Origin of the sequence: Nocardioides sp. (assembly GCF_047607185.1) — a bacterium.
In the GTDB taxonomy this organism is placed as follows: domain Bacteria; phylum Actinomycetota; class Actinomycetes; order Propionibacteriales; family Nocardioidaceae; genus Nocardioides.
In genome coordinates this window covers 20458-42285 of sequence record NZ_JASGDQ010000086.1, presented here as the reverse complement: position 1 = coordinate 42285, position 21828 = coordinate 20458, and the positions used below count along the sequence as shown (strand labels likewise).

Sequence of the window (21828 nt, the reverse complement as noted above, 5' to 3'; positions counted from 1 at the left end):
CGATGGGAAGGAAACCCCATGTCTGACCACGATGACGCGGTGCTCGCGGAGATCAACGAGGAGAGCGAGGCCAAATGCCCGGTGGCCCACGACACCCTCGTCCACCCCACCAGGGGTGACGCCAACCAGCAGTGGTGGCCTAACCGGCTCAACCTGAAGATCCTGGCGAAGAACCCCGCCGTCGCCGACCCCTATGGCACCGACTTCGACTACAAGAGTGCGTTCCTGAGTCTCGACCTGGCCGAGGTCAAGGCTGACATCCAGGCCGTGCTGCACGACTCCAAGGACTGGTGGCCGGCCGACTTCGGCAACTACGGCCCGCTCTTCATCAGGATGGCCTGGCACTCCGCCGGCACCTACCGCGTCCACGACGGCCGCGGCGGTGGCGGCACCGGCCAGCAGCGGTTCGCGCCGCTCAACTCCTGGCCCGACAACGGCAACCTCGACAAGGCCCGCCGACTGCTCTGGCCGGTGAAGAAGAAGTACGGCAAGTCGTTGTCCTGGGCCGACCTGATGATCCTGGCCGGCAACGTCGCACTCGAGGACATGGGCTTCCCCACCTTCGGCTTCGGCGGTGGCCGACCCGACGTCTGGGAGCCCGACGACGACGTCTACTGGGGTCCGGAGACCGAGTGGCTCGACGACAAGCGCTACACCGGCGTGCGCGACCTGGAGGAGCCGCTCGCGGCCGTCCAGATGGGCCTCATCTACGTCAACCCCGAGGGTCCCAACGCCAACCCCGACCCGCTGGCCTCCGCGGTCGACATCAAGGAGACCTTCGGCCGGATGGGCATGACCGTCGAGGAGACGGTCGCGCTGATCGCCGGGGGCCACACCTTCGGCAAGACCCACGGCGCCGGAGACGCCGACCTGGTCGGCCCCGAGCCGGAGGGCGCGCCGATCGAGCAGCAGGGCCTCGGCTGGACGTCGTCGTACGCCTCCGGCAAGGGCATCGACGCCATCACCTCCGGCCTCGAGGTCACCTGGACCTACCACCCGACCCGCTGGGACAACGAGTTCTTCCACATCCTCTACGCCTACGAGTGGGAGCTGTTCCAGTCGCCGGCCGGCGCCCACCAGTGGCGTCCCAAGGACGGCGGTGGCGCCGACATGGTGCCGCAGGCACAGGGTGACGGGCGGCGTGAGCCGCGGATGCTCACCTCCGACCTGGCGCTGCGCGTCGACCCCGAGATGGACGCGATCTCGCGCCGGTTCAAGGACGACCAGCAGGCCTTCACCGACGCGTTCGCGCGGGCGTGGTTCAAGCTCACTCACCGCGACATGGGCCCCAAGGCCCGTTACCTCGGCGCCGAGGTGCCCGCGGAGAGCCTGATCTGGCAGGACCCGATCCCGGCCGGTCAGCCGGTCGCGGACCCGGCCGCGGTCAAGGCCGCGATCCTGCAGACCGGACTGTCCGTGCCGCAGCTGGTCAAGACCGCCTGGGCCTCGGCCTCGACCTTCCGTAGCTCCGACAAGCGTGGTGGCGCCAACGGCGCCCGTATCGCGCTGGAGCCGCAGAAGAGCTGGGACATCAACGAGCCGGCCGCGCTGGCCGAGGTGCTGGCCACGCTCACCACGGTCAAGGAGCAGTTCGGCATCTCGCTGGCCGACACCATCGTGCTCGGCGGTGCCGCCGCGGTGGAGAAGGCGGCCGCCGACGCGGGCTTCCCGGTTACCGTCGAGGTCACCACCGGCCGTGGCGACGCCACCCAGGAGCAGACCGACGTCGAGTCGTTCGACTACCTGCGCCCGAAGATGGACGGCTTCCGCAACTACCTCGGCAAGGGCTCACTGCTGCCCTCGGAGTTCGTGCTGGTCGACAAGGCCAATCTGCTCGGCCTCAGCGCGCCGGAGCTGACCGTCCTCATCGGCGGCCTGCGGGTCCTCGGCAACAACTACGGCGACTCGCCGGCGGGCGTCTTCACCGACCGGGTCGGCGTGCTGACCAACGACTTCTTCGTCAAGCTGCTCGACCTGGGCACGGAGTGGCACGCCACCGACTCCTCCAACGAGACCTTCACCGGTACGACGGAGTCGGGCGAGACCCTGACCGGCACCCGCAACGACCTCGTCTTCGCCTCCAACTCGGAGCTGCGGGCGCTGGCCGAGGTCTACGCCTCCGAGGATGCCCAGCGGAAGTTCGTCGAGGACTTCGCCGCCGCCTGGGCGAAGGTCATGGACGCGGACCGGTTCGACCTGAGGTGAGCTGACTCCGGTCACTGAGGCTTGGGGGCTAAGCGAAATGACCCCCAAGTCTCAGTGACTCCGGGTGCTCGGCCAGCGCAGCGGGCGAGACCTGCCGGCGGTAGCGCTCAGCCGCTGATGACCCGGTAGATGCTCCAGATGCTCAGCCCGACCAGCCCCACCGCGGCGACCCGGGTGATCCACTTCATCGGCAGCACCCGCAGCAGCGTCTTGCCGAACAGGATGGCGATGAGCCCCACGCCCCACAGCCCCAGGGTGGCGCCGATGCCGACGGAGAGCGGGTCGTCGTACTTCGCGGCGAGGTTGGCGGTCATGATCTGGGTCAGGTCGCCCCACTCGGCGACGAAGATGACGCCGAAGCCGAGGCCGGCGACCTTCCAGAAGCCGGCATTGTCCGGTACGTCGGCCACGGCCGCCTCCTCGGCCGCCTCCTCGTCGTCCGGGTCCTCCATGCCCTCCCGCCAGATCAGCACCGCGCCGAGGAGGAACAGCACTGCGACCACGATCTCGACGGCGCGCTCCGGCAGCAGCGTGAGCAGTTGCCCGGCGGCGATGGCGACCAGGACGTGGACCAGGAACGCGGCGGCGATGCCGGCGAAGACCCAGCGCCACGGGAACCGGGTGCCGAGCACCAGGCTGGCGATCGCCGTCTTGTCGGGCAGCTCGGCCACGAAGACGAGGGCGAAGGCAGTCAGCAGGACTGCGATGTCGATCATGGTGGCCCTTCGGGTTCGGCGTGCTGCCGTCCGAAGGATCCCGGGGGAGCGCTCGGACGCCAGCACGCGTGCTGGTTGTCCGAACGTCTCGTCCAGCCACCCATAGGTGGCCCCGGGCACCGGGCCAGCGAGCTGGCCAGTATGTCGACACCCGGTCGAGGGACTACTCCCGTTCGCCGCCCATTCTAGGAGACCTATCTGCGTCTGGCGAATCTGACATCGCCGTTGGGCAGTCGGGTCTTGTCGTAGGTGTGGTCGTGGGCGCGGTGATGATGGTGGTTGCAGAGCAGGACAGCGTTGGCCAGGTCGGTGGATCCACCTTTGGCCCACGGGACCCAGTGGTGGGCTTCGCACCAGGTGCCGGGGATGGTGCAGTCCTCGGCTCGGCAGGTCTGGTCTCGGAGCAGGAGGGCTTTGCGTTGGGCCTTGTCGAAGACGCGGCGGGCGCGGCCGAGGTCGAGGATCTCGCTGTGACCGCCGAGCACGAGGGGGATGATGTTGGCGGTGCAGGCCAGGCGGCGGACCTCGGCCGCTGAGATCGTGTCGCCGCCGATGATGGCGCCGTGGCCGAGTTCGTGGCGTAGGGAGTCCAGGGTGATGGTGATGGTGACGGTGGTGGCGTCGCCGCCGTGGAGGGGGAGTCGGGTGGGGTCGAGTGTCTCCAGGAGTTGGCAGAAGGCCTGGCCGAGTCGGCGGGGATAGGGCAGCCGACCGGCGTGACTCTCGCCGGCCCGGTCGGTCTCGCCGGCTCGATCGCCGGTCTGGCCGAATCCCTTGCGGGGGTTGGTGTAGGCGTGGAGGTAGGTGGCGAGTCGGTGGGCGATGGGGTCGGGGAGTAGGCCGGTGATCTGGGTGGTGCCGTCGCCGAGGGGCCGGAGGGTGAGCCGGGTCCGGGTGCGGGCGTGGGCCTCTTCGTCTTGGAGCCGGTCGGCTTCGACCTGCTCGGCGACCTCGGGGGCGATGACGTCGAGGATATGGCGGCCCAGGCGGCGGAGCTGGTGGGGGTCGAAGCGGGTCGCGTAGTCGACCAGTGCCTCCTCGGCGTGGGTGCGGGTCTCGGTGTCGACCTGGCCGGGCAGGTCGTCGAGGCAGTCCACGATCACTCGCGCTTGGGCGGGGTTGCAGGCGCCTTGGCGGATCGCGGCGGCTACGGCGTGGTGGTCGCGGTCGAGGGCTATCGCGAGGGCGAGGTCGGCCCGGGCGTCCTCGGGCCGGCTGTGGGTGTGGGCGTGCAGCCACACGCCCACGTCACGGGCGGCGGTGGTCTCGGCGACATCGGCCGCGGCGGCGAGGACCCGCAGCTCGAGCTCGGTCATCTGGGACTTGAGTGCCGCCAGCCGGGTCAGCGCGGTGGCCTTCTCACTGGTGCTCATGAAGGTCGGGTTCACGTCTGCCACGTTCCCTAGCGCCGCAGCCACCGCCTCGGCACACGCCAAGATCGGATGGGACACGAGCAGACACCTCCTCCAAGCACGCAGCAACAACACCTCTGCGCCGCTCCTGGAGGCCCGGCACCCGGACTATTACCTACCCTCGCGACTGACGGACGTCTTTCGACGGGCCCGCAGGTCCCGCCACCTCAGATGAACCACCTTCGACGATCGTACGCCTGTTCGAATATGACGTCAAGCGGAGGCGCTCAGATGGTGGCCACGTCGATGACGAAGCGGTAGCGCACGTCGGAGGCGAGCACCCGTTCGTAGGCTTCGTTGACGTAGCTGCCGGGGATGACCTCGATCTCCGCACCGATGCCGTGCTCGGCGCAGAAGTCCAGCATCTCCTGGGTCTCGGCGATGCCGCCGATATTGGACCCGGCGAAGGAGCGGCGCCTGCTGATCAGCGCCCCGGCCCGCAGGGAGAGCGGCTCCGGCGGCAGGCCGACGCTGACCAGCGTGCCCTCCCACTTCAGCAGGGCGAGGTAGGCGTCGAGCGGGATCTGCGCGCTGACGGTGTTGACGATCAGGTCGAAGGACCGGCGCAGCTCCTTGAACGTCTCCGGGTCGGCGGTGGCGTGGTAGTCGTCGGCGCCGAGCCGCAGGCCGTCCTCGCGCTTCTTCAACGACTGCGACAGCACCGTCACCTCGGCGCCCATCGCATGGGCGAGCTTGACGCCCATATGGCCCAGGCCGCCGAGGCCGACGATGGCGACCCGCTTGCCGGGCCCGGCGCTCCAGTGCCGCAACGGGGAGTACGTCGTGATGCCGGCGCACAGCAGCGGCGCGGCCACGTCGAGCCCGAGGCCGTCGGGGATCCGCAGCACGAAGTCCTCGGTGACCACGATGTGGGTGGAGTAGCCGCCCTGGGTGACCTCGCCGCGCTTGTCGGTGTTCGCGTAGGTGCCGGTGAAGCCGTTCTCGCAGTACTGCTGCTGGCCGGCCAGGCAGGGCGCGCACTCGCGGCAGGAGTCGACCATGCAGCCGACGCCGACCCGGTCGCCCACGACGTACCTCGTCACCTCGGCACCGACCTCGGCCACGACGCCGGCGATCTCGTGGCCCGGCACCACCGGATAGGGCTGCTCGCCCCACTCGCCGCGCACGGTGTGGATGTCGGAGTGGCAGATGCCGGCGTACTCGATCTCGATCAGCACGTCGTGGGGCCGCAACTCACGGCGCTCGATCGAGAGCGGCACCAGCGGCGCGGCAGGGGCGGGAGCGCCGTAGGCGCGGGCAGTCAGAGTCACTCGGACTGCTCCTTCTGCTCGGCCACGGCGGCGTCGACGTCGAGCTCGACGACGGCGTCGATCACCTGCTGCAGCGCCGGCGCGGGGAGGGCTCCTGGCTGGGAGAAGACGAGGTGGCCCTTCTTGAAGGCCATCAGCGTCGGGATCGAGGTGATATTGGCGGCGCCGGCGAGCGCCTGCTCGGCCTCGGTGTCGACCTTGCCGAAGACGATCTCGGGGTGCTTGCCCGAGGCCTCGTCGTAGATCGGCGAGAACCTCCGGCACGGTCCGCACCAGGAGGCCCAGAAGTCGACGAGGACGATCTCGTTGTCGAGGACGGTCTGCTCGAAGGTGGCGGCGGTCAGGTCGGTGGTGGCCATGTCAGGTCCAACTCACGGGGCGCGGGTTGTGTTCCCTGCCGGGACGTGTGTGCCTCGCCGGGGCCGCCGACCCGACGTGAGGCCTCACGAGAGATGGGGGGGTTCTCACGCGGGCGCTCGCCGTCGGGTCGGCGAGTGGCCCAAGTCTGTCATACCGGTGGTCGGTCGATAGGCTTGGGCGCCATGACGCAGGAGCACATCGTGGACGGCGACGGGGCCGTCGAGGACGCCTACGACCCGGCGGCGCTGCAGGCCAAGTGGCGCCCGGTCTGGGAGTCGCTCGACCCGTTCCGGGCGGGTCTCCTGGACGGTCGCCCCAAGGATCCGGCGCGGGCGCGCTACGCGCTGACGATGTTCCCCTATCCCTCGGGCGACCTGCACATGGGCCACGCCGAGGTGATGGCGCTCCACGACGTGATCGCCCGCTACTGGTGGCAGCGGGGCTACGACGTCCTCAACCCGATGGGCTGGGACTCCTTCGGGCTGCCCGCCGAGAACGCCGCGATCCGCAACGACGAGCACCCGGCGACCTACACCTACGCCAACATCGAGACGCAGCTCGAGTCCTTCAAGGAGTACGCCGTCTCCTTCGACTGGTCGCGCCGGCTGCACACCTCCGATCCGGACTACTACCGCTGGACCCAGTGGCTGTTCCTGAAGTTCCGCGAGTGGGGGCTGGCCTACCGCAAGAACGCGCCGGTCAACTGGTGTCCCAACGACCAGACCGTGCTGGCCAACGAGCAGGTCGTCGACGGCCTGTGCGAGCGCTGCGGTGCGGTGGTGACCAAGCGCGACCTGACCCAGTGGTACTTCAAGATCACCGACTACGCGCAGCGGCTGCTGGACGGCATCAATGCCCTCGAGGGCAACTGGCCCGACCGGGTGGTCAACGCCCAGCGCAACTGGATCGGCCGCTCCGAGGGCGCCCACGTCGACTTCGACCTCAGGCTCGCCTCCGGCGAGACCCGGACGATCACCGTGTTCACCACCCGGCCGGACACGCTCTACGGCGCCACCTTCATGGTGGTCGCCGCCGACGCCGCGCTGGCCAGGGAGGTCGTCGCGCCGTCCCAGGCGGCGGCGCTGGAGGCCTATCTCGAGGAGGTACGCCGCGCCAGCGACATCGAGCGGCTGGCCACCGACCGCCCCAAGACCGGCGTCGACCTCGGCATCGTCGCGATCAACCCCGCCAACGGCGAGGAGATCCCGGTGTGGGCCTCCGACTACGTGCTGGCCGACTACGGCACCGGCGCGATCATGGCGGTGCCCGCCCACGACTCCCGTGACATCGCCTTCGCCAAGGCGATGGGGCTGCCGGTGCGGCGGGTGATCGACGTGCCTGGTGCCGACAACCCCGAGACGACGTACGTCGCGACCACGGGGGACGGCGGCTACGTCAACTCGCCCGCGCTGGAGGGCCTGTTCGACAAGGCCTCCGGCATCGCCGCGATGGTCGCCAAGCTGGAGGGCGAGGGGCGCGGCAAGGGCACCGTCAACTACCGGCTGCGCGACTGGCTGCTGAGCCGGCAGCGGTTCTGGGGCGCGCCCATCCCGATCGTCTACTGCGACGCCTGTGGCGAGGTGCCGGTGCCCGAGGACCAGCTGCCGGTGCTGCTGCCGGAGGGGGTCAAGGGCGCCGACCTGAAGCCGAAGGGCGTCTCGCCGCTGGCCTCGATCGAGTCCTGGGTCAACGTGCCCTGTCCGAGCTGCGGCGGGCCGGCCAAGCGCGACGGCGACACCATGGACACCTTCGTCGACTCCTCCTGGTACTTCCTGCGCTACTGCTCGCCCGGCTACGACCAGGGTCCGTTCGACGTCGAGGCGGTCCGGGAGTGGGCGCCGATCGACATCTACGTCGGCGGCTCGGAGCACGCCGTGCTGCACCTGCTCTACGCCCGGTTCTTCTGCTACGCGCTGCACGACCACGGCTTCCTCGACTTCGAGGAGCCGTTCACCCGGCAGCTGGGCCAGGGCGTGGTCATCAACCAGGGCAAGAAGATGTCGAAGTCGCTGGGCAACGGCGTCAACCTGGGCGAGCAGCTGGACCGGTTCGGCGTCGACGCGGTCAGGCTGACGCTGGTCTTCGCCTCGCCGCCGGAGGACAACATCGACTGGGCCGACGTCTCGCCGGCCGGCTCGGCGCGCTTCCTGCAGCGCGCCTGGCGACTGGCCGGCGATGTGACGTCTCCCGTCGGTGCCTCTCCGGCCGACGGCGACCTCGCCCTGCGTCGTACGACGCACAAGACGCTGCACGAGGCCGAGCAGCTGGTCGAGGCCTACCGCTTCAACGTGCTGGTCGCCCGCACCATGGAGCTGGTCAACGCGACCCGGCGGGCCATCGACTCCGGCTGCGGTTCGGCCGACCCGGCGGTGCGCGAGGCCGCCGAGGCGGTGGCGATCCTGCTCTCGCTGGTGGCGCCGTACACCGCCGAGGAGATGTGGGCGCGGCTCGGCCACGAGCCCACCGTCGCCCGGGCCGGCTGGCCGGTGGTCGACCCCGCGCTGCTGGTGGAGGACTCGGTGACCGCGGTCGTCCAGATCCAGGGCAAGGTGCGGGCCCGGCTGGAGGTCGCGCCGTCGATCTCCGAGGCGGACCTGGAGGCGCTGGCGCTGGCCTCCGACGAGGTCGTCGCCGCGCTGGCCGGTGGTACGCCGCGCAAGGTCATCGTGCGAGCGCCCAAGCTCGTCAACGTCGTCCTCTAGCCGGACGTCATCCGAGCTGGCTGCCCTGGCGACCGACTCGGATGACGTCCTAGGCTCGATGCCCGTGCACCGACCCCGCCGGATCCTCGTCGCCGGATCGTCGGGCTCGGGCAAGTCGACGCTGGCCCGCAAGGCGTCGGACCGGCTCGGGCTGCCCTACACCGAGACCGACTCGCTCTACCACGGCCCCGGCTGGACGGTGCGGGAGTCGTTCGTCGCCGATGTCGACGACTTCACCTCCGGTGAGGCGTGGGTGATGGAGTGGCAGGGGTCGGCGGTCCGGCAGCTGATGATCGACCGCGCCGAGGTGATGCTGTGGCTCGACCTGCCCACCTGGCGGAAGATGCTGCAGGTCACCCGGCGGACGCTGCGACGCCGGCTCGCCCGCGTCGAGCTCTGGGCCGGCAACACCGAGCCGCCGCTGCTCGCGATCCTCACCGAGCGCGACCACATCATCCGGTGGGCCTGGCGCACCCGGCACGAGTACGACCCCTGGCTGGAGCGGCTCTGCGTCGAGCGGCCCGGCTTCGTCGTCCGCCTCCGCTCCCACGCCCAGGCCGACGCCTGGCTGGCGAGTCACTCCTCGCGGTAGCCCAGGACCGCCGGGCCCCTCCTGCAGTCACGGAAGGTTTGGCGGTCAATCCGCCTCAAACACCGCCAAACCCTCAGTGACCGGGCGAGTGGGGTCTGCGGCTGCGGGCGAGTAGGGTGCCCTGCCATGGGTGTGGCAGTCGTCACCGACTCGACAGCGATGCTTCCCGCGGCACTCGCCGCCTCGCTCGGCATCACCGTCGTACCGGTCCACGTGGTGATCGACGGCGAGGAGTTCGAGGACGGTGCCGAAGGCACCACGCCGGCCGACATCGCGGCTGCACTGGAGGCGAGGAAGGCGGTCAGTACCTCTCGTCCCGCCCCAGCGGCGCTGGCCTCCCTCTACTCCTCTCTCGCGGCCGGCGGCGCCAGCGAGATCGTCTCGGTGCACCTGTCGGGGGCGATGAGCGGCACCTTCGAGTCCGCCCAGCTGGCGGCACGGACGGCGCCGGTGCCCGTGGTCGCGCTCGACACGCTCGCGGTCGGGCCGTGTCTGGGGTTCGCCGTCGAGGCCGCCGCTGCCGCTGCGGCCGCCGGGGCGTCGGCGTCCGAGGCGGCCGCAGCGGCAATGGACCGGGCCAACGCCTCGACCTCCTACTTCTACGTCGACACCTTGGAGTTCCTTCGTCGGGGTGGCCGGATCGGAGCCGCCGCGGCCCTGCTGGGCTCGGCGCTGGCCGTCAAGCCGCTGCTCGCGATCGAGGACGGCCGGGTGGTGGCGCGGGAGCGAGTGCGCACCTCGGCCCGGGCGATCGCACGGCTGGAGGAGCTTGCCGTGGAGGCGGCCGGCGACCAGCAGGTGGAGGTCGCGGTCGCGCATCTGCGCGGCGAGGAGCGCGCCGCGGCGCTGACCGACCACCTCACCGAGCGGCTCGGCGACGCGCTCGCCGAGCCGATCCGGGTCGGCGAGCTGGGTGCTGCGCTCGGCGCCCACGTCGGGCCGGGGATGCTGGCGGTCTGTGTCGCCCCGGCTGTCACTTCAGCCCCATGATGTGACGTTTTCTCTCCACAACCCGGCGGTACGAGAGCGTTCTCCACAGCCACCGTCGCCGGGGCCGGTGACCGTCGGCGGGAGTGCCTAGCGTCGCCGTCATGCGCACCCGACCTGACTCCGCCCACCGTGAGGCGGTCACGCGGCGACTCGAACTGCTGCGCGCCGAGCTGTCCCTGCCCGCAGCCGAGCCCGAGCCACCCGAGCCCGCTGCGGCGACCTCGCCGGGGGCTGCCGACGGCCGCTGGTGGGAGGAGCTCACCGTGATCGACCTCGCGCCTGTCGAGGCCACTCACCCCGTTGAGACCCCTCCCGCTCTGCCGGTGCCCGGAAGGCACGCGGCCCGACGGTCCTGGCTCGTCGAGCGGCTGCCGGAGACGCTGCGCGGCCGGGTCTGCCTCGGCCCGTGGCAGGTCGCGGTGGTCGCGCTCCTGGTAGCGATCGCGCTCGCCACCACCTGCTGGCTGGTGGTGCGCAGCGACGCCTCGGTGATCCCCGCGGCCGCGCCATCGACGGATGCCGGCAGCGCCGCCGCCTCGCCGCTGGTCCAACTCGACTCCCCGCCGGCGCCCTCGGCATCGGCGACACCCTCGGTCGCCTCGACGCAGACGGTCACGATCGACGTGTCGGGCAAGGTCAGGCGGCCCGGGGTGCTCGTCCTGCCCGCCGGCTCCCGGGTCGTGGACGCGCTCGCCGCCGCCGGTGGCGCCAAGCCCGGGGTCGACCTCGGCAGCCTCAACCAGGCGCGAGTGCTGGTGGACGGAGAGCAGATCGCCGTCGGCGCTACCTCGCCGCCGGTGGTCGTGCCGGGGACGCCCGGCGCCACCACCCCGGCCGCCGGTGTGCTGGTCAACCTCAACACGGCGAGCGCGGAGGAGCTGGACACCCTGCCCCAGGTCGGGCCGGTGACGGCCCAGGCGATCCTCGACTACCGCGCCGAGCACGGCGGGTTCGCCGCTGTCGAGGAGCTTCTCGACGTCACCGGCATCGGCGAGGCCACTCTCGCCAAGATCGCCCCGCACGTGACGGTGTGAGCGAGCGGTGTGGCGGGACGACCGGCGTGAGCAGGACTCCCGGGCCGACCTCCGGCTGCCGATCCTCGGCGTGGCGGCCTGGCTCGGTGGCGGGGTGGCGGCTCTGGCCGAACACCATACGGGTGTGGTTGTCGGCGCCGCGGTGCTCCTCGCGGCCGTTCTCGCTCCGGCGCTGCGACGGGCGTCCACGTCGTCCCGGCTGACGGCGGTGGCCGCAGCGGTGGTGATGGCCGGTGTCGCGGCGGTCGGACTGCTGCGAGCCGAGCAGATCGGTGGCGGCCCGGTTGCGGACCTCGCCGACCGACGGGCCCTGGTGGCGGTGACCGGCACCGTCACCGCCGACCCGCGCCTGATCAGCGGCGGGTTCGCCGACACCGTGATGGTGCGGCTGACCGCCCGCTCGGTCTCCTCCGGCGGCACCCGGTTCAGGCTCCGGACGCCGGTGCTCGTGCTCGGCGACCGGTCCTGGGCCGAGGTGCCGCTGGGAGCCACGGTGCGCCTCACCGCCCGGCTCTCGCCAGCCCGCTCGGCCGGTGAGGCGGCCGCGCTGCGGCCACGTGACGGCCCGATCGTGGTGCGGCGCCCCGATCTGTGGTGGCGCGGTGCCGCCGCGGTGAGGGACGCGATCCGGGATGCGGTCGCGCACCGGCCGGCGGAGCCCCGCGCCCTCGTGCCGGCGCTGGTGGACGGCGACGACAGCCGGTTGCCCGTCCCGCTTGCGGAGGACTTCCGGACCACCGGCCTGACTCATCTTCTCGCGGTGTCGGGCACCAATCTGACGCTGGTCGTCGGATTCCTGCTGATCGTCGCACGCTGGTGCGGCGTCCGGGGCCGTTGGCTCTATCTCGTCGGGGCGGCCGGCATCGTCGGCTTCATCCTGCTCGCGCGCACCGAGCCGAGCGTGGTGAGGGCGGCGGCGATGGGCGCCGTGGGGCTGGTTGCCATGAGCTCCAACGGCCGCGGCCGCGCGCTGCGCGGACTCGGCGCGGCGGTCGTGCTGCTCCTGCTGCTCGATCCCTCGCTGGCAGTCTCGCTCGGCTTCGCGCTCTCGGTCAGCGCCACCGCCGGCATCCTGATGCTGGGACCGCCCTGGCGCGATGCGCTGGCGAGCTGGCTGCCGCGCTGGCTGGCCGAGGCGGTCGCGGTCCCGCTGGCCGCCCAGCTCGCCTGCACCCCGCTGATCGCGGCCATCTCCGGGCAGGTCAGCCTGGCGGCTGTCGTCGCCAACCTGCTCGCCGAGCCGGCGGTGGGCCCGGCGACGGTGCTCGGGCTCGTGGCCGGCCTGCTCGGGCTGGTCTGGGACCCGCTCGGCCGGGTGCCCGGCACGCTGGCCTCGTGGTGCGGCGCCTGGATCATCGCCGTCGCCCACCGTGGCGCGGCGCTGCCCACCGCCGAGATCGCGTGGGGGACCGGCAAGCTCGCCCTGATCGCGCTCACCGTCCTGGTGCTGGCGATCGCGCTGCTCGGGCCCCGGCTGCTGCGCCATCCGCTCCTCGGCATCGGCTGCGCGCTGCTGATGGTCGCCGTCGTCGTGATCCGGCTGCCGTCGCGCGGCTGGCCGCCCGACGGCTGGGCGATGGTGATGTGCGACGTGGGGCAGGGCGACGGCCTGGTCGTCTCGACCGGGCCGGGGGCGGCGCTCGTGGTCGACACCGGCCCGGACCCGGGCCCGATGGGCGCCTGTCTCGACCGGCTCGGCGTCTCCACGGTGCCGCTGCTGGTGCTCACCCACTTCGACGCCGATCATGTCGGCGGCGTCGCGGCCGTCTTCTCGGGTCGGCGGGTGGGGGAGGTGTGGACGACCAGCATCCGGCAGCCGTCGTACGGCGTCGGGCTGGTCGACGACGCCGCGACGGCCGCCGGCCTCGCTGCCGAGGTGGCGCCGTACGGCCGGACCATCTCGATCGGCGAGGTGCGGGCACAGGTGCTGTGGCCGCGCCCGGACCTGCCGGACGGGCTGGAGTCGAACGCCGGCTCGGTCGTGCTGCTGATCGAGACCCGCGGCCTGCGGCTGCTGCTGACCGGGGACATCGAGCCGGACGTCGCCGCCCGGATCGCTGCCACCGTGCCCGGCCTGCGCGTCGACGTGCTGAAGGTGCCTCACCACGGCTCCCGGTTCCAGGACGAGGACTGGCTGCTCTCGCTCCACCCCAGCATCGCGCTGACCTCGGTCGGCGCCGGCAACACCTACGGCCACCCCGCCGCTACCACCCTCGACCCGCTCGCCGCTGCCGGCGCCCGCGTCTACCGCACCGACCGCGACGGCTCCCTCGCCGTCGTCCCCGGACCCGACGGCGTTCGCGCGGTGAGTCAGTGAGGGTCGAGTCGGGCTACGGTAGCCGCCCGGACGAGCGGGACCCTCGCGATCGCTTTGCCTTTGCGACCTATTGGCGGCTGCGGCAAGGTGCCCTTGGCATCGAGACCAACGGCGAGACCATGACGCGCGACGAGATCGTGTTCGCCGAGCACATGCTCGCGCTCGGCCATGAGCTCGAATGGCTGCCGCGCGACATGCGCACCCGGCGGCCGACCAATGACTTCCGCTGGCTGAGCAATGACGGCATCGTCTGCGAGCTCAAGACAACGACCGCCAGCTACAAGAGCATCAAGAGACTGGTCAGCGGCGCAGTCCGGCGTGCGGGTGCGCAAGACGTCGTCAAGGAGAACTTCATCGTGAACATCAGAGGCAGCGAGCTCACCGAGAAGCTGACGAGCCAGTTGGCGCGCTACAACGAGCGAAACTCAGCCCACCCGATCACCCGGCTGTGGGTGATGTCTCGTGGGCGGCTCGCGGAGATCGTGCTGAGATGAGGAGCAGGCCCTACGCCCGTGCGTTCTGTCGGCCGGTTATCTCACGGCTTGCGCGGGGGGGCCTGCTCGTCTTCAACGGTAGCACCGCCGCCGGCGACGCGCGAGGCTTGTGAGGGCTGTCGGAGGGGTGTGGGAGGCTGGGCCTCGATGAGCACCATCGCCGCGCCTTCCGCCGTCCCGTCAGCCAGCCGGGTCCTGGGCCGGGTCACCTTGGTGACCGGCAAGGAGGAGTTCCTCAGCGAGCGGACGGTCGGGCTGGTGAAGGCGGCGGTGCGCGGCTACGACGCCGACGCCGAGGTCGCCGACGCGCTGGCCAACACCCTGACGCTGGCCACGCTCGGCGAGCTGTCCGCGCCCTCGCTGTTCTCCTCGGTGCGGTGTGTCGTGGTGCGGGCGCTGGAGACCCTGCCCGAGGAGTCGGTGGAGGGGCTGCTCGGGTATGCCGCCGCCCCGGTGGACGAGGTCGCGCTGGTGCTGGTGCACGGTGGCGGCCCGAGGGGGAGCGGTGTGCTGACCAAGCTGCGCAAGCTCCCCGCCGTGGTCGAGGTGAAGTCCGAGGAGGTCAAGCCCTGGGACCTGCCGAAGTTCGTTGTCGCCGAGGCGCGGGCTCGCGGCGCCCGGATCGACGGCGACGCCGCGGCGGCGCTGGTGCAGGCGGTCGGGGAGGACCTGCGGATGCTGGCCAGCGCCGTCGAGCAGTTGGTCAGCGACTTCCCCGGGACGGCGCTCGGGGAGTCGCAGGTGGCGCAATACTTCGGCGGCCGCGCCGAGGTGAAGAACTTCGAGATCGCCGACGCCATGCTGAAGGGCTCCCGCGTCGAGGCGCTGGAGGGGCTGCGCTGGTCGCTGGAGGCGGGCACCTCGCCGGTCTACATCCTCAGCAGCGTGGCCGGCCAGCTGCGCACGCTGGCCAACTTCGTCAGCGGCAACCGGGCCGGCATCAACGACTGGCAGGCCAAGCGACTGGCCCCGACGGCCCGCGGCTGGACGCCCGAGGGCATCGGAGCGGCGATCCGGGCGGTCGCCCAGGCCGACGCCGATCTCAAGGGGGCGGCCAGCGACGCGGCGTACACGCTGGAGCGGCTGGTCCTGACCGTCACCGGCCTGCGGAAATGAGACCAGCCCCGCCACGAGGACGGGGCCGGTAGCCTGCAAGTCGAAGCGAGGCCTCAGAGCGAGGCGGCCCGCTTGAAGATCGCCGACTTGCGGTTGGCGGCCTGGTTCTTGTGGATGACGCCCTTGGAGGCGGCCTTGTCGAGCTTCCGGCCGGCCTCGGCGGCGAGGGTGACGGCCGTGTCCTTGTCGCCGGCCTCGGCGGCCTCACGGAACTTGCGGACCGCGGTCTTCAGTGACGACTTGACGGCCTTGTTGCGCTGGTGGCGCTTCTCGTTCTGCTTGTTGCGCTTGATCTGCGACTTGATGTTCGCCATGTGGTGCTTGTCAGTCCTTCGGTGTCAACGGATCGGTTCGGGCGCGCTCTCCCGGCCACTCGTGGGATGAGAGGGGAGGGGCCTCGAACACGCAGCCAGCAAGACTACCCGCGATGCCCGAGCAGGCTCAAATCCGCCAGCCGCGGCGCTCGGCGAGCCAGGCATGACACACCTCGCCCTGCCAGCGCTGCGCGTCACGCAGGTACGGCGAGGTGGTCGGGACGGGCTGGCGGGCGGAGGCCAGGAAGTAGCCGGTGACCAGCGCCAGCGCGATGTCGATGCTGTCCGGATCGACCGCCGAGAGCAGCGGGTGCGCCGCCAGATGCGCGGAGACGTCGAGGCCGTCGCCGCGCGGGCCGATCAGTAGGGTCAGCGAGTCGAACCAGGCGGGACCGAGCACCGGCCAGTTCCAGTCGCAGAGCCAGACGCTCCCATCCCCGGCCAGGATCAGGTTGTCGTCGCGGACGTCGGTGTGGACCAGCGTGTCCCCGGTGGCGATCTCGGCGAGCCGGCCGGCCAGCGCCGCCGCCTCGCCCGCGTGCGGCACGTCCCGCAGCCCGGTCCAGTAGTCGGGGAAGGAGGCGAACTCCTCCGCGAAGGTGGCCAGCCCGAGCCCCGGCGCCGGGGTGAGCGCGGCGGCGGCATCGACCAGCATCGACGAGCAGGCGGCCAGGTCGGCCTCGGTCCAGGGACGCGCCGGCGCCCGCCCCTCGACGTACTCGATGCCGAGCACCACCCAGTCGTCGGCGTCGTGGACCCACAGCAGCCGCGGCGCCGGCAGCGACCGCGGCAGCGTGCGCAGCCTGCGCGCCTCCTCGCGGTAGGCCTCGGCGAACGGCCGCTGCGCTTTCGTCGAGGCAGCCTTCACGAAGTGTCGTGAGCCGTCCTCGCAGATGACCACCGAGGCGAGGCCCGGGGTGAAGCCGGCGTCCTGGGACATCGAGTCGGTCACCCGGGAGCCGAGCCGCCGCTCCACCGCCCGGCGGACGAGTGGCGGCAGATGGGGCCAGTCCAGCCGGCGCGCGGTACGGCCGTGCGGGAAGGTCGTCGGGAGGGCGGCAGGCACCGCCCCAGGATGACAGGCGGATGAAAGGATTCCTGCCGTGCGGACATGGGGGTGGTTGGCCTCGGCGCTGCTGCTCGTCGGGTGCAGCGCCGAGAGCGTCTCGCTGCCCACCCCCGACGCGAGCACGACGGCGCCGGTCACGACATCGCCGGTCACGACGGCCACGCCCCTCGACGAGATGCCGACCACGAGCCCAGTGAGCCCGGCCAGCCCCACCATCACCGTGCCCGACCTCCCCGACCTGACCGATCGCGGCATCGTGACGGGCGCCGACGTCAGCTGGCCCCAGTGCCCGGCCGGCATGGGCATCCCGCAGAAGCGATCCCACGGCGCCCCGATGCCGCTGGACTCCGCCGAGTTCGTGATCCTCGGCCTCACCAACGGCCCTGGGTTCTACCCCAACCCGTGCCTGGCCGACCAGGTCGCCTGGGTGCGGGAGCGACACCTGCTCGCGGCCGCGTACTCCGTCATCAGCTGGCCCGACGAGCAGCAGCAGGCGAGGTACGGCGGCCAGGGCCCGTTCGAGGCCACCAGCACGCTCGGCCGGCTGGCCAACGCCGGCTACCAGCAGGCGCTGTTCAACCTCGAGACGATGAGGGCGGCCGGCCTCGACAGCCCCGCGGTCTGGCTCGACGTCGAGCCGGTGCCCGACTTCGACTGGCCGGCCGACGTCGAGCAGAACGCCGCCGTGGTCAGGGGAGCGGCACGGGCCTACGCCGACCAGGGTCTCCTCGTCGGCGTCTACTCCACCACCAGCCTGTGGCAGCGGATCGTCGGCGACCTCAGCCTCGGGCTGCAGGAGTGGCGGGCCGCCGGCCACACCTCCCGCGAGGAGGCGCTCGCCCGGTGCGACCAGAGCCGGTCGATCCAGGGCGGCAGCGCGCTGCTGAGCCAGTGGGTCGAGGACGGTCGGGACCTCAACGTGACCTGTCCGGGCGCCTCGGCGTACCTCTCCCTGTGGTTCCACCAGTACTGAGCGCCGACCCACGGCCACCGCGCTTTGGCTCGGCGTAGGCACGCCATGGAGAATGTGCGGACCATGACCGCACCGCAGCCCGGCCAGACCGATCCCGCGATCATCCGCAACTTCTGCATCATCGCGCACATCGACCACGGCAAGTCGACCCTGGCCGACCGCATGCTCGGCCTCACCGGCGTGCTCTCCGAGCGCGACGCCCGGGCGCAGTACCTCGACCGGATGGACATCGAGCGCGAGCGCGGCATCACCATCAAGAGCCAGGCGGTCCGGATGCCGTGGACCGTGACGCAGGGCGAGGACAAGGGCACGACGTACGTCCTCAACATGATCGACACCCCCGGTCACGTCGACTTCACCTACGAGGTCAGCCGCAGCCTGCAGGCGTGCGAGGCCGCCATCCTGCTCGTCGACGCCGCCCAGGGCATCGAGGCGCAGACGCTGGCCAACCTCTACCTCGCCATGGGCGCCGACCTCCACGTCATCCCGGTCCTGAACAAGATCGACCTGCCGAGCGCCAACGTCGAGAAGTACGGCGAGGAGCTGGCCAACCTGGTCGGGTGCGACCCCTCCGAGGTGCTCCAGGTGAGCGCCAAGACCGGCCTCGGCGTGGAGGAGCTGCTCGACGAGATCGTGCGGCAGACCCCCGCGCCCGTGGGCGACCCGGACGCGCCGGCCCGGGCGCTGATCTTCGACTCGGTCTACGACACCTACCGCGGGGTGGTCACCTACGTCCGGGTCGTCGACGGCAAGCTGTCCCACCGCGACCGGATCAAGATGATGTCGACCGGCGCGGTGCACGAGATGCTCGAGATCGGCGTGATCAGCCCCGAGCCGACCAAGGCGGGCTCGCTGGGCGTCGGCGAGACCGGCTACCTCATCACCGGCGTGAAGGATGTGCGTCAGTCCCGGGTCGGCGACACCGTCACCTCCGCGGTCAAGCCGGCGACGGAGGCGCTGGGCGGCTACGAGCACCCGAACCCGATGGTCTACGCCGGGCTCTACCCCATCGACGGCGACGACTACCCGACGCTGCGCGACGCGCTGGAGAAGCTGCAGCTCAACGACGCCGCGCTCACCTTCGAGCCGGAGACCTCCGGCGCGCTGGGATTCGGCTTCCGGCTCGGTTTCCTGGGCCTGCTGCACATGGAGATCACCCGGGATCGCCTGGAGCGGGAGTTCGGCCTCGACCTGATCTCCACCGCGCCCAATGTGGTCTACCAGGTGGTCATGGAGGACGGCACCCGGATCGAGGTGACCAACCCGAGCGAGTACCCCGAGGGCAAGGTGCGCGAGGTGCGCGAGCCGGTGGTCGACGCGACCATCCTGTCGCCGAGCGACTACATCGGCACGATCATGGAGCTGTGCCAGGCCAAGCGCGGCGCGCTGCAGGGCATGGACTACCTCTCCGCGGACCGTGTCGAGATGCGCTACACCCTGCCGATGGGCGAGATCGCCTTCGACTTCTTCGACCAGCTCAAGTCGCGCACCAAGGGCTATGCGAGCCTCAACTACGAGTTCGCCGGCGACCAGGCCGCCGACCTGGTCAAGGTCGACATCCTGTTGCAGGGGGAGCCGGTCGACGCCTTCAGCGCGATCGTGCACCGCGACGCCGCCTATGCGTACGGCGTGATGCTGGCCGGCAAGCTCAAGGACCTCATCCCGCGCCAGCAGTTCGAGGTGCCGATCCAGGCCGCCATCGGCGCCCGGGTGATCGCCCGCGAGACCATCCGGGCGATGCGCAAGGACGTCCTGGCCAAGTGCTACGGCGGCGACATCACCCGCAAGCGCAAGCTGCTGGAGAAGCAGAAGGAGGGCAAGAAGCGGATGAAGATGGTCGGCCGCGTCGAGGTGCCCCAGGAGGCGTTCGTCGCCGCGCTCTCCACCACCCAGCCCGCCACGGACAAGTCCGCCAAGAAGTGACTGTCGAGCCGGCCCGACGTCCGGCAGAGCGTATGACGAGACGTGTTACGCTTGGTGACATGTCGACGATCTCGTTCCGTGCCGACGAAGCCACCGAAGACGCGCTGCGCGAGCTGATGTCGGACGATGTCGACCGCTCCACCGTCATCCGGGAGGCGATCCTCGACGCGTGGCGGCACAAGCAGGACGAGCGCCTGCGCGCCGAGGCGCTCGCCATCGCCGACAACCCGGCCGATCGCGCCGAGATCCAGGCCATCCACCAGGAGTTCGAGGATCTTCGTGCGTGGTGACGTCCACGCGCTCAAGGCACTGCGGGACGCCCGCGGTCACGAGCAGCGAGGACGCCGCTACGCGGTCGTCGTGCAGAACGAGATGCTCCCGTTGTCGACGTGGCTGGTGGCGCCGACCTCGACCAGTGCACAGTCCGCGTCCTTTCGTCCCGAGGTCGAGGTGGCCGGCAAGATGACGCTGATCCTCGTTGATCAGGTCATGGCGATCGACCCGGGCCGTCTCGGTGACCGGGTCGATCATCTGGGCCGGGCCGACATGGACGAGGTCGACCGGGCACTGAGGACCGTGTTCGGTCTCCGATGAGTCCGCCGGCCTGCTCCACGCGGCCCAGCCCGGAATAGGCCGGCCGCGCTCCGGGTTGCCGGCCGGTATGAGCACCCTGCTGCCCCTGACGCCCGACGAACTCCTCACCACGACCCGCGCGGTGCGCAAGCGGCTCGATCTCGACCGGCCGGTGCCGGTCGAGATCGTGCTGGAGGCGCTGGAGGTCGGCCTGCAGGCACCCTCGGGAAGCAACAAGCAGCACTGGCACTGGATCGTGCTCACCGACCCGGAGGTCAAGGGGAAGGTCGCGGAGTTCTACCGGCGCTCCCACCTGGCCTACAGCGCCCAGCGGGGCGAGCAGACGGGCACCGCCGCCCGGGTCGCCGCCAGCTCCGACCACCTACGCGAGGTGCTCGCCGACGTGCCGGTGCTGGTCATCGGGGCGCTCGAGGTCGGCACCCTCCCGGAGGGCAACCAGGCCGGCGTGTGGGGCTCGCTGCTACCCGCGGCCTGGAACTTCGCGCTCGCGCTGCGGGCCCGCGGCCTCGGCACCACCTGGACCACGCTGCACCTGCCCTACGAGCGGGAGGTGGCCGAGGTGCTCGGCATCCCCGAGGGCGTGCGGCAGGGCGTCCTGCTGCCCGTCGCCTACACGATCGGGACCGACTTCAAGCCCGGCCCGCGCGCCGACCTCGACCGGGTCGTCCACCTCAACGGCTGGTGATCCCACCCACTGCGTGGAGGGTGCTCGCTACGGCCCGGGCTCCTCAGACACGTTCTGAGGCTCGCCTCAGCTAGGTGAGGCTCACTTTCCTGGAATCATTCAAGAAAAAGCGAGAGACTGGGGTCAGTCAGAGACCATCAACGAAAGGGTTGTCACGATGGCCACCAAGACCGCCCCCAAGAGCACCAACACCAAGCACGCCTCGGCGCCGGCGTTCCGCGCCAGCGAGAAGCTCGCCGGCCACCTCCAGCAGCTCCTCGTCGATCTCACCGAGCTCTCGCTGCAGGGCAAGCAGGCCCACTGGAACGTGGTCGGCCGCAACTTCCGCGACCTCCACCTCCAGCTCGACGAGATCGTCGACGCCGCCCGCGACTTCACCGACGAGGTCGCCGAGCGGATGCGCGCGGTCCACGTCACCCCCGACGCCCGCAGCGCCCGGGTCGCCGAGCAGACCACGCTGGTGCCATTCCCCGACCGTGAGGTCGACAGCGCGGTGACCGTCGACCTGATCACCGCCGCGCTCTACGCCACCGCCGGCACCGCGCGCCGCATCCACGACGACGTCGACGCCGAGGACCCGACCACCGCCGACCTGCTCCACGAGATCATCACCCGGATCGAGCAACTGGCCTGGATGGTGGACTCCGAGAACCGGGTCGCCAACGAGAGCGTGCCGCCGCAGATCAACGCCTGAGGTCGAGCGCCCGTCCGGCCGCCAGGGTCGCGTTGAGCGCACGCGGGAAGCCGGCATAGACCGCGGCGTGGAGCAGGGCCTCCATGATCTCCTCGCGATCGAGGCCCACGTTGAGCGCCAGGTCGACGTGGGCCTCGATCTGGGGCTCGCAGCCGCCCAGGGCGGTCAGCACGCCCAGCGTGATCAGCTGGCGATCCCGCGGCGAGAGCGTCGGCCGGGAGTAGATCTCCCCGAAGCCCCAGGCGATGATCTGGCGACCCAGCTCCGGCGAGATGGTGCGAAGCGCGTCGATCATCTGCTCGGGCGCGGCAGCGCCGATCTCGGCGAGCTTGGCCAGGCCGGCGGCGTACTGCTCGTCGTCCATGTC

The 21828-nt window shown here is 71.1% G+C and carries 21 protein-coding genes; 14 read left to right on the top strand and 7 right to left on the bottom strand.

All coding sequences use genetic code 11. The annotated features are described in order from the left end of the window. Nucleotides 1-18 precede the first annotated feature (18 nt). Nucleotides 19-2205 (top strand): catalase/peroxidase HPI, encoded by a 2187-nt coding sequence (katG, locus tag QM595_RS10270; RefSeq protein WP_415171449.1) that lies wholly within the window; start codon nt 19-21, stop codon nt 2203-2205. A 107-nt stretch (nt 2206-2312) separates the two neighbouring features. Here the strand turns inward: katG and QM595_RS10265 are convergent, their stop codons facing one another. The 4 genes from QM595_RS10265 to trxA all read right to left on the bottom strand — a co-directional run bounded on the left by QM595_RS10265 (nt 2313) and on the right by trxA (nt 5963). After that, nucleotides 2313-2921 (bottom strand): TMEM165/GDT1 family protein, encoded by a 609-nt coding sequence (locus QM595_RS10265; RefSeq protein ID WP_415171448.1) that lies wholly within the window; start codon nt 2919-2921, stop codon nt 2313-2315. A 194-nt stretch (nt 2922-3115) separates the two neighbouring features. Next, nucleotides 3116-4309, bottom strand: a complete 1194-nt coding sequence (locus tag QM595_RS10260; RefSeq protein ID WP_415171447.1) for a DUF222 domain-containing protein — start codon at nt 4307-4309, stop codon at nt 3116-3118. 251 nt (nt 4310-4560) lie between these two features. Further along, the gene (locus tag QM595_RS10255) at nt 4561-5604 is read right to left on the bottom strand and encodes an NAD(P)-dependent alcohol dehydrogenase (RefSeq protein ID WP_415171446.1); all 1044 of its coding nucleotides are present in this window, start codon (nt 5602-5604) and stop codon (nt 4561-4563) included. Continuing rightward, nucleotides 5601-5963 carry a thioredoxin gene (gene trxA, locus QM595_RS10250; protein ID WP_415171445.1) on the bottom strand — a complete coding sequence of 121 codons (363 nt, stop codon included), beginning with the start codon at nt 5961-5963 and terminating at the stop codon, nt 5601-5603. Before trxA ends, QM595_RS10255 begins: the two co-directional genes overlap by 4 nt. Nucleotides 5964-6146: 183 nt before the next feature. On the opposite strand from trxA, the gene leuS reads away from it, so the two are divergent. The 7 genes from leuS (at nt 6147) to holA (ending at nt 15209) form a co-directional block, all read left to right on the top strand. After that, nucleotides 6147-8666, top strand: a complete 2520-nt coding sequence (leuS, locus tag QM595_RS10245; protein ID WP_415171444.1) for a leucine--tRNA ligase — start codon at nt 6147-6149, stop codon at nt 8664-8666. A 64-nt stretch (nt 8667-8730) separates the two neighbouring features. Then, nucleotides 8731-9258 carry an AAA family ATPase gene (locus QM595_RS10240; protein WP_415171443.1) on the top strand — a complete coding sequence of 176 codons (528 nt, stop codon included), beginning with the start codon at nt 8731-8733 and terminating at the stop codon, nt 9256-9258. A gap of 126 nt (nt 9259-9384) precedes the next feature. After that, nucleotides 9385-10248 (top strand): DegV family protein, encoded by an 864-nt coding sequence (locus QM595_RS10235; protein WP_415171442.1) that lies wholly within the window; start codon nt 9385-9387, stop codon nt 10246-10248. 101 nt (nt 10249-10349) lie between these two features. Then, complete coding sequence (locus tag QM595_RS10230) at nt 10350-11282, top strand: helix-hairpin-helix domain-containing protein (protein WP_415171441.1); 933 nt, start codon at nt 10350-10352, stop codon at nt 11280-11282. Nucleotides 11283-11289: 7 nt separating this feature from the next. Further along, nucleotides 11290-13599, top strand: a complete 2310-nt coding sequence (locus QM595_RS10225; RefSeq protein WP_415171440.1) for a ComEC/Rec2 family competence protein — start codon at nt 11290-11292, stop codon at nt 13597-13599. Beyond that, nucleotides 13596-14093, top strand: a complete 498-nt coding sequence (locus tag QM595_RS10220) for a hypothetical protein (protein ID WP_415171439.1) — start codon at nt 13596-13598, stop codon at nt 14091-14093. The genes QM595_RS10225 and QM595_RS10220 overlap by 4 nt, the downstream gene beginning before the upstream one ends. 147 nt (nt 14094-14240) lie before the next feature. Then, the gene (gene holA, locus QM595_RS10215; protein ID WP_415171438.1) at nt 14241-15209 is read left to right on the top strand and encodes a DNA polymerase III subunit delta; all 969 of its coding nucleotides are present in this window, start codon (nt 14241-14243) and stop codon (nt 15207-15209) included. A 53-nt stretch (nt 15210-15262) separates the two neighbouring features. Here the strand turns inward: holA and rpsT are convergent, their stop codons facing one another. Together rpsT and QM595_RS10205 are read right to left on the bottom strand one after the other, a co-directional pair. Further along, complete coding sequence (gene rpsT / locus QM595_RS10210; protein ID WP_415171437.1) at nt 15263-15523, bottom strand: 30S ribosomal protein S20; 261 nt, start codon at nt 15521-15523, stop codon at nt 15263-15265. Between the two features lie 127 nt (nt 15524-15650). Next, a complete protein-coding gene (locus QM595_RS10205) occupies nt 15651-16589 on the bottom strand; it encodes a phosphotransferase family protein (RefSeq protein WP_415171436.1) in 939 nt (312 codons plus the stop codon). A 37-nt stretch (nt 16590-16626) separates the two neighbouring features. Between QM595_RS10205 and QM595_RS10200 the strand changes: the two genes are divergently transcribed. The 6 genes from QM595_RS10200 to QM595_RS10175 all read left to right on the top strand — a co-directional run bounded on the left by QM595_RS10200 (nt 16627) and on the right by QM595_RS10175 (nt 21461). Continuing rightward, nucleotides 16627-17565, top strand: coding sequence for a hypothetical protein (locus QM595_RS10200; protein WP_415171435.1), 939 nt, complete (start codon nt 16627-16629; stop codon nt 17563-17565). 63 nt (nt 17566-17628) lie between these two features. Then, on the top strand, nt 17629-19488 hold the full coding sequence (gene lepA, locus QM595_RS10195; RefSeq protein ID WP_415171434.1) for a translation elongation factor 4: 1860 nt from the start codon (nt 17629-17631) through the stop codon (nt 19486-19488). Between the two features lie 59 nt (nt 19489-19547). Beyond that, nucleotides 19548-19778, top strand: a complete 231-nt coding sequence (locus QM595_RS10190) for a hypothetical protein (protein WP_415171433.1) — start codon at nt 19548-19550, stop codon at nt 19776-19778. Then, the gene (locus QM595_RS10185; RefSeq protein WP_415171432.1) at nt 19768-20082 is read left to right on the top strand and encodes a type II toxin-antitoxin system PemK/MazF family toxin; all 315 of its coding nucleotides are present in this window, start codon (nt 19768-19770) and stop codon (nt 20080-20082) included. The genes QM595_RS10190 and QM595_RS10185 overlap by 11 nt, the downstream gene beginning before the upstream one ends. 67 nt (nt 20083-20149) lie before the next feature. Beyond that, complete coding sequence (locus tag QM595_RS10180) at nt 20150-20767, top strand: nitroreductase family protein (RefSeq protein ID WP_415171431.1); 618 nt, start codon at nt 20150-20152, stop codon at nt 20765-20767. 157 nt (nt 20768-20924) lie between these two features. Continuing rightward, complete coding sequence (locus tag QM595_RS10175; protein WP_415171430.1) at nt 20925-21461, top strand: Dps family protein; 537 nt, start codon at nt 20925-20927, stop codon at nt 21459-21461. Here QM595_RS10175 and QM595_RS10170 read toward each other — a convergent pair. Beyond that, nucleotides 21451-21825, bottom strand: coding sequence for a carboxymuconolactone decarboxylase family protein (locus QM595_RS10170; protein WP_415171429.1), 375 nt, complete (start codon nt 21823-21825; stop codon nt 21451-21453). The genes QM595_RS10175 and QM595_RS10170 overlap by 11 nt on opposite strands. Nucleotides 21826-21828: the final 3 nt, after the last annotated feature.

What these genes read in the sequence shown, in the direction of transcription:
- katG (WP_415171449.1), top strand. Translation starts at nt 19, where the DNA reads ATGTCTGACCACGATGACGCGGTGCTCGCGGAGATCAACGAGGAGAGC.
- QM595_RS10265 (WP_415171448.1), bottom strand. Translation starts at nt 2,921, where the DNA reads ATGATCGACATCGCAGTCCTGCTGACTGCCTTCGCCCTCGTCTTCGTG.
- trxA (WP_415171445.1), bottom strand. Translation starts at nt 5,963, where the DNA reads ATGGCCACCACCGACCTGACCGCCGCCACCTTCGAGCAGACCGTCCTC.
- leuS (WP_415171444.1), top strand. Translation starts at nt 6,147, where the DNA reads ATGACGCAGGAGCACATCGTGGACGGCGACGGGGCCGTCGAGGACGCC.
- QM595_RS10235 (WP_415171442.1), top strand. Translation starts at nt 9,385, where the DNA reads ATGGGTGTGGCAGTCGTCACCGACTCGACAGCGATGCTTCCCGCGGCA.
- QM595_RS10230 (WP_415171441.1), top strand. Translation starts at nt 10,350, where the DNA reads ATGCGCACCCGACCTGACTCCGCCCACCGTGAGGCGGTCACGCGGCGA.
- holA (WP_415171438.1), top strand. Translation starts at nt 14,241, where the DNA reads ATGAGCACCATCGCCGCGCCTTCCGCCGTCCCGTCAGCCAGCCGGGTC.
- rpsT (WP_415171437.1), bottom strand. Translation starts at nt 15,523, where the DNA reads ATGGCGAACATCAAGTCGCAGATCAAGCGCAACAAGCAGAACGAGAAG.
- lepA (WP_415171434.1), top strand. Translation starts at nt 17,629, where the DNA reads ATGACCGCACCGCAGCCCGGCCAGACCGATCCCGCGATCATCCGCAAC.
- QM595_RS10190 (WP_415171433.1), top strand. Translation starts at nt 19,548, where the DNA reads ATGTCGACGATCTCGTTCCGTGCCGACGAAGCCACCGAAGACGCGCTG.
- QM595_RS10180 (WP_415171431.1), top strand. Translation starts at nt 20,150, where the DNA reads ATGAGCACCCTGCTGCCCCTGACGCCCGACGAACTCCTCACCACGACC.
- QM595_RS10175 (WP_415171430.1), top strand. Translation starts at nt 20,925, where the DNA reads ATGGCCACCAAGACCGCCCCCAAGAGCACCAACACCAAGCACGCCTCG.
- QM595_RS10170 (WP_415171429.1), bottom strand. Translation starts at nt 21,825, where the DNA reads ATGGACGACGAGCAGTACGCCGCCGGCCTGGCCAAGCTCGCCGAGATC.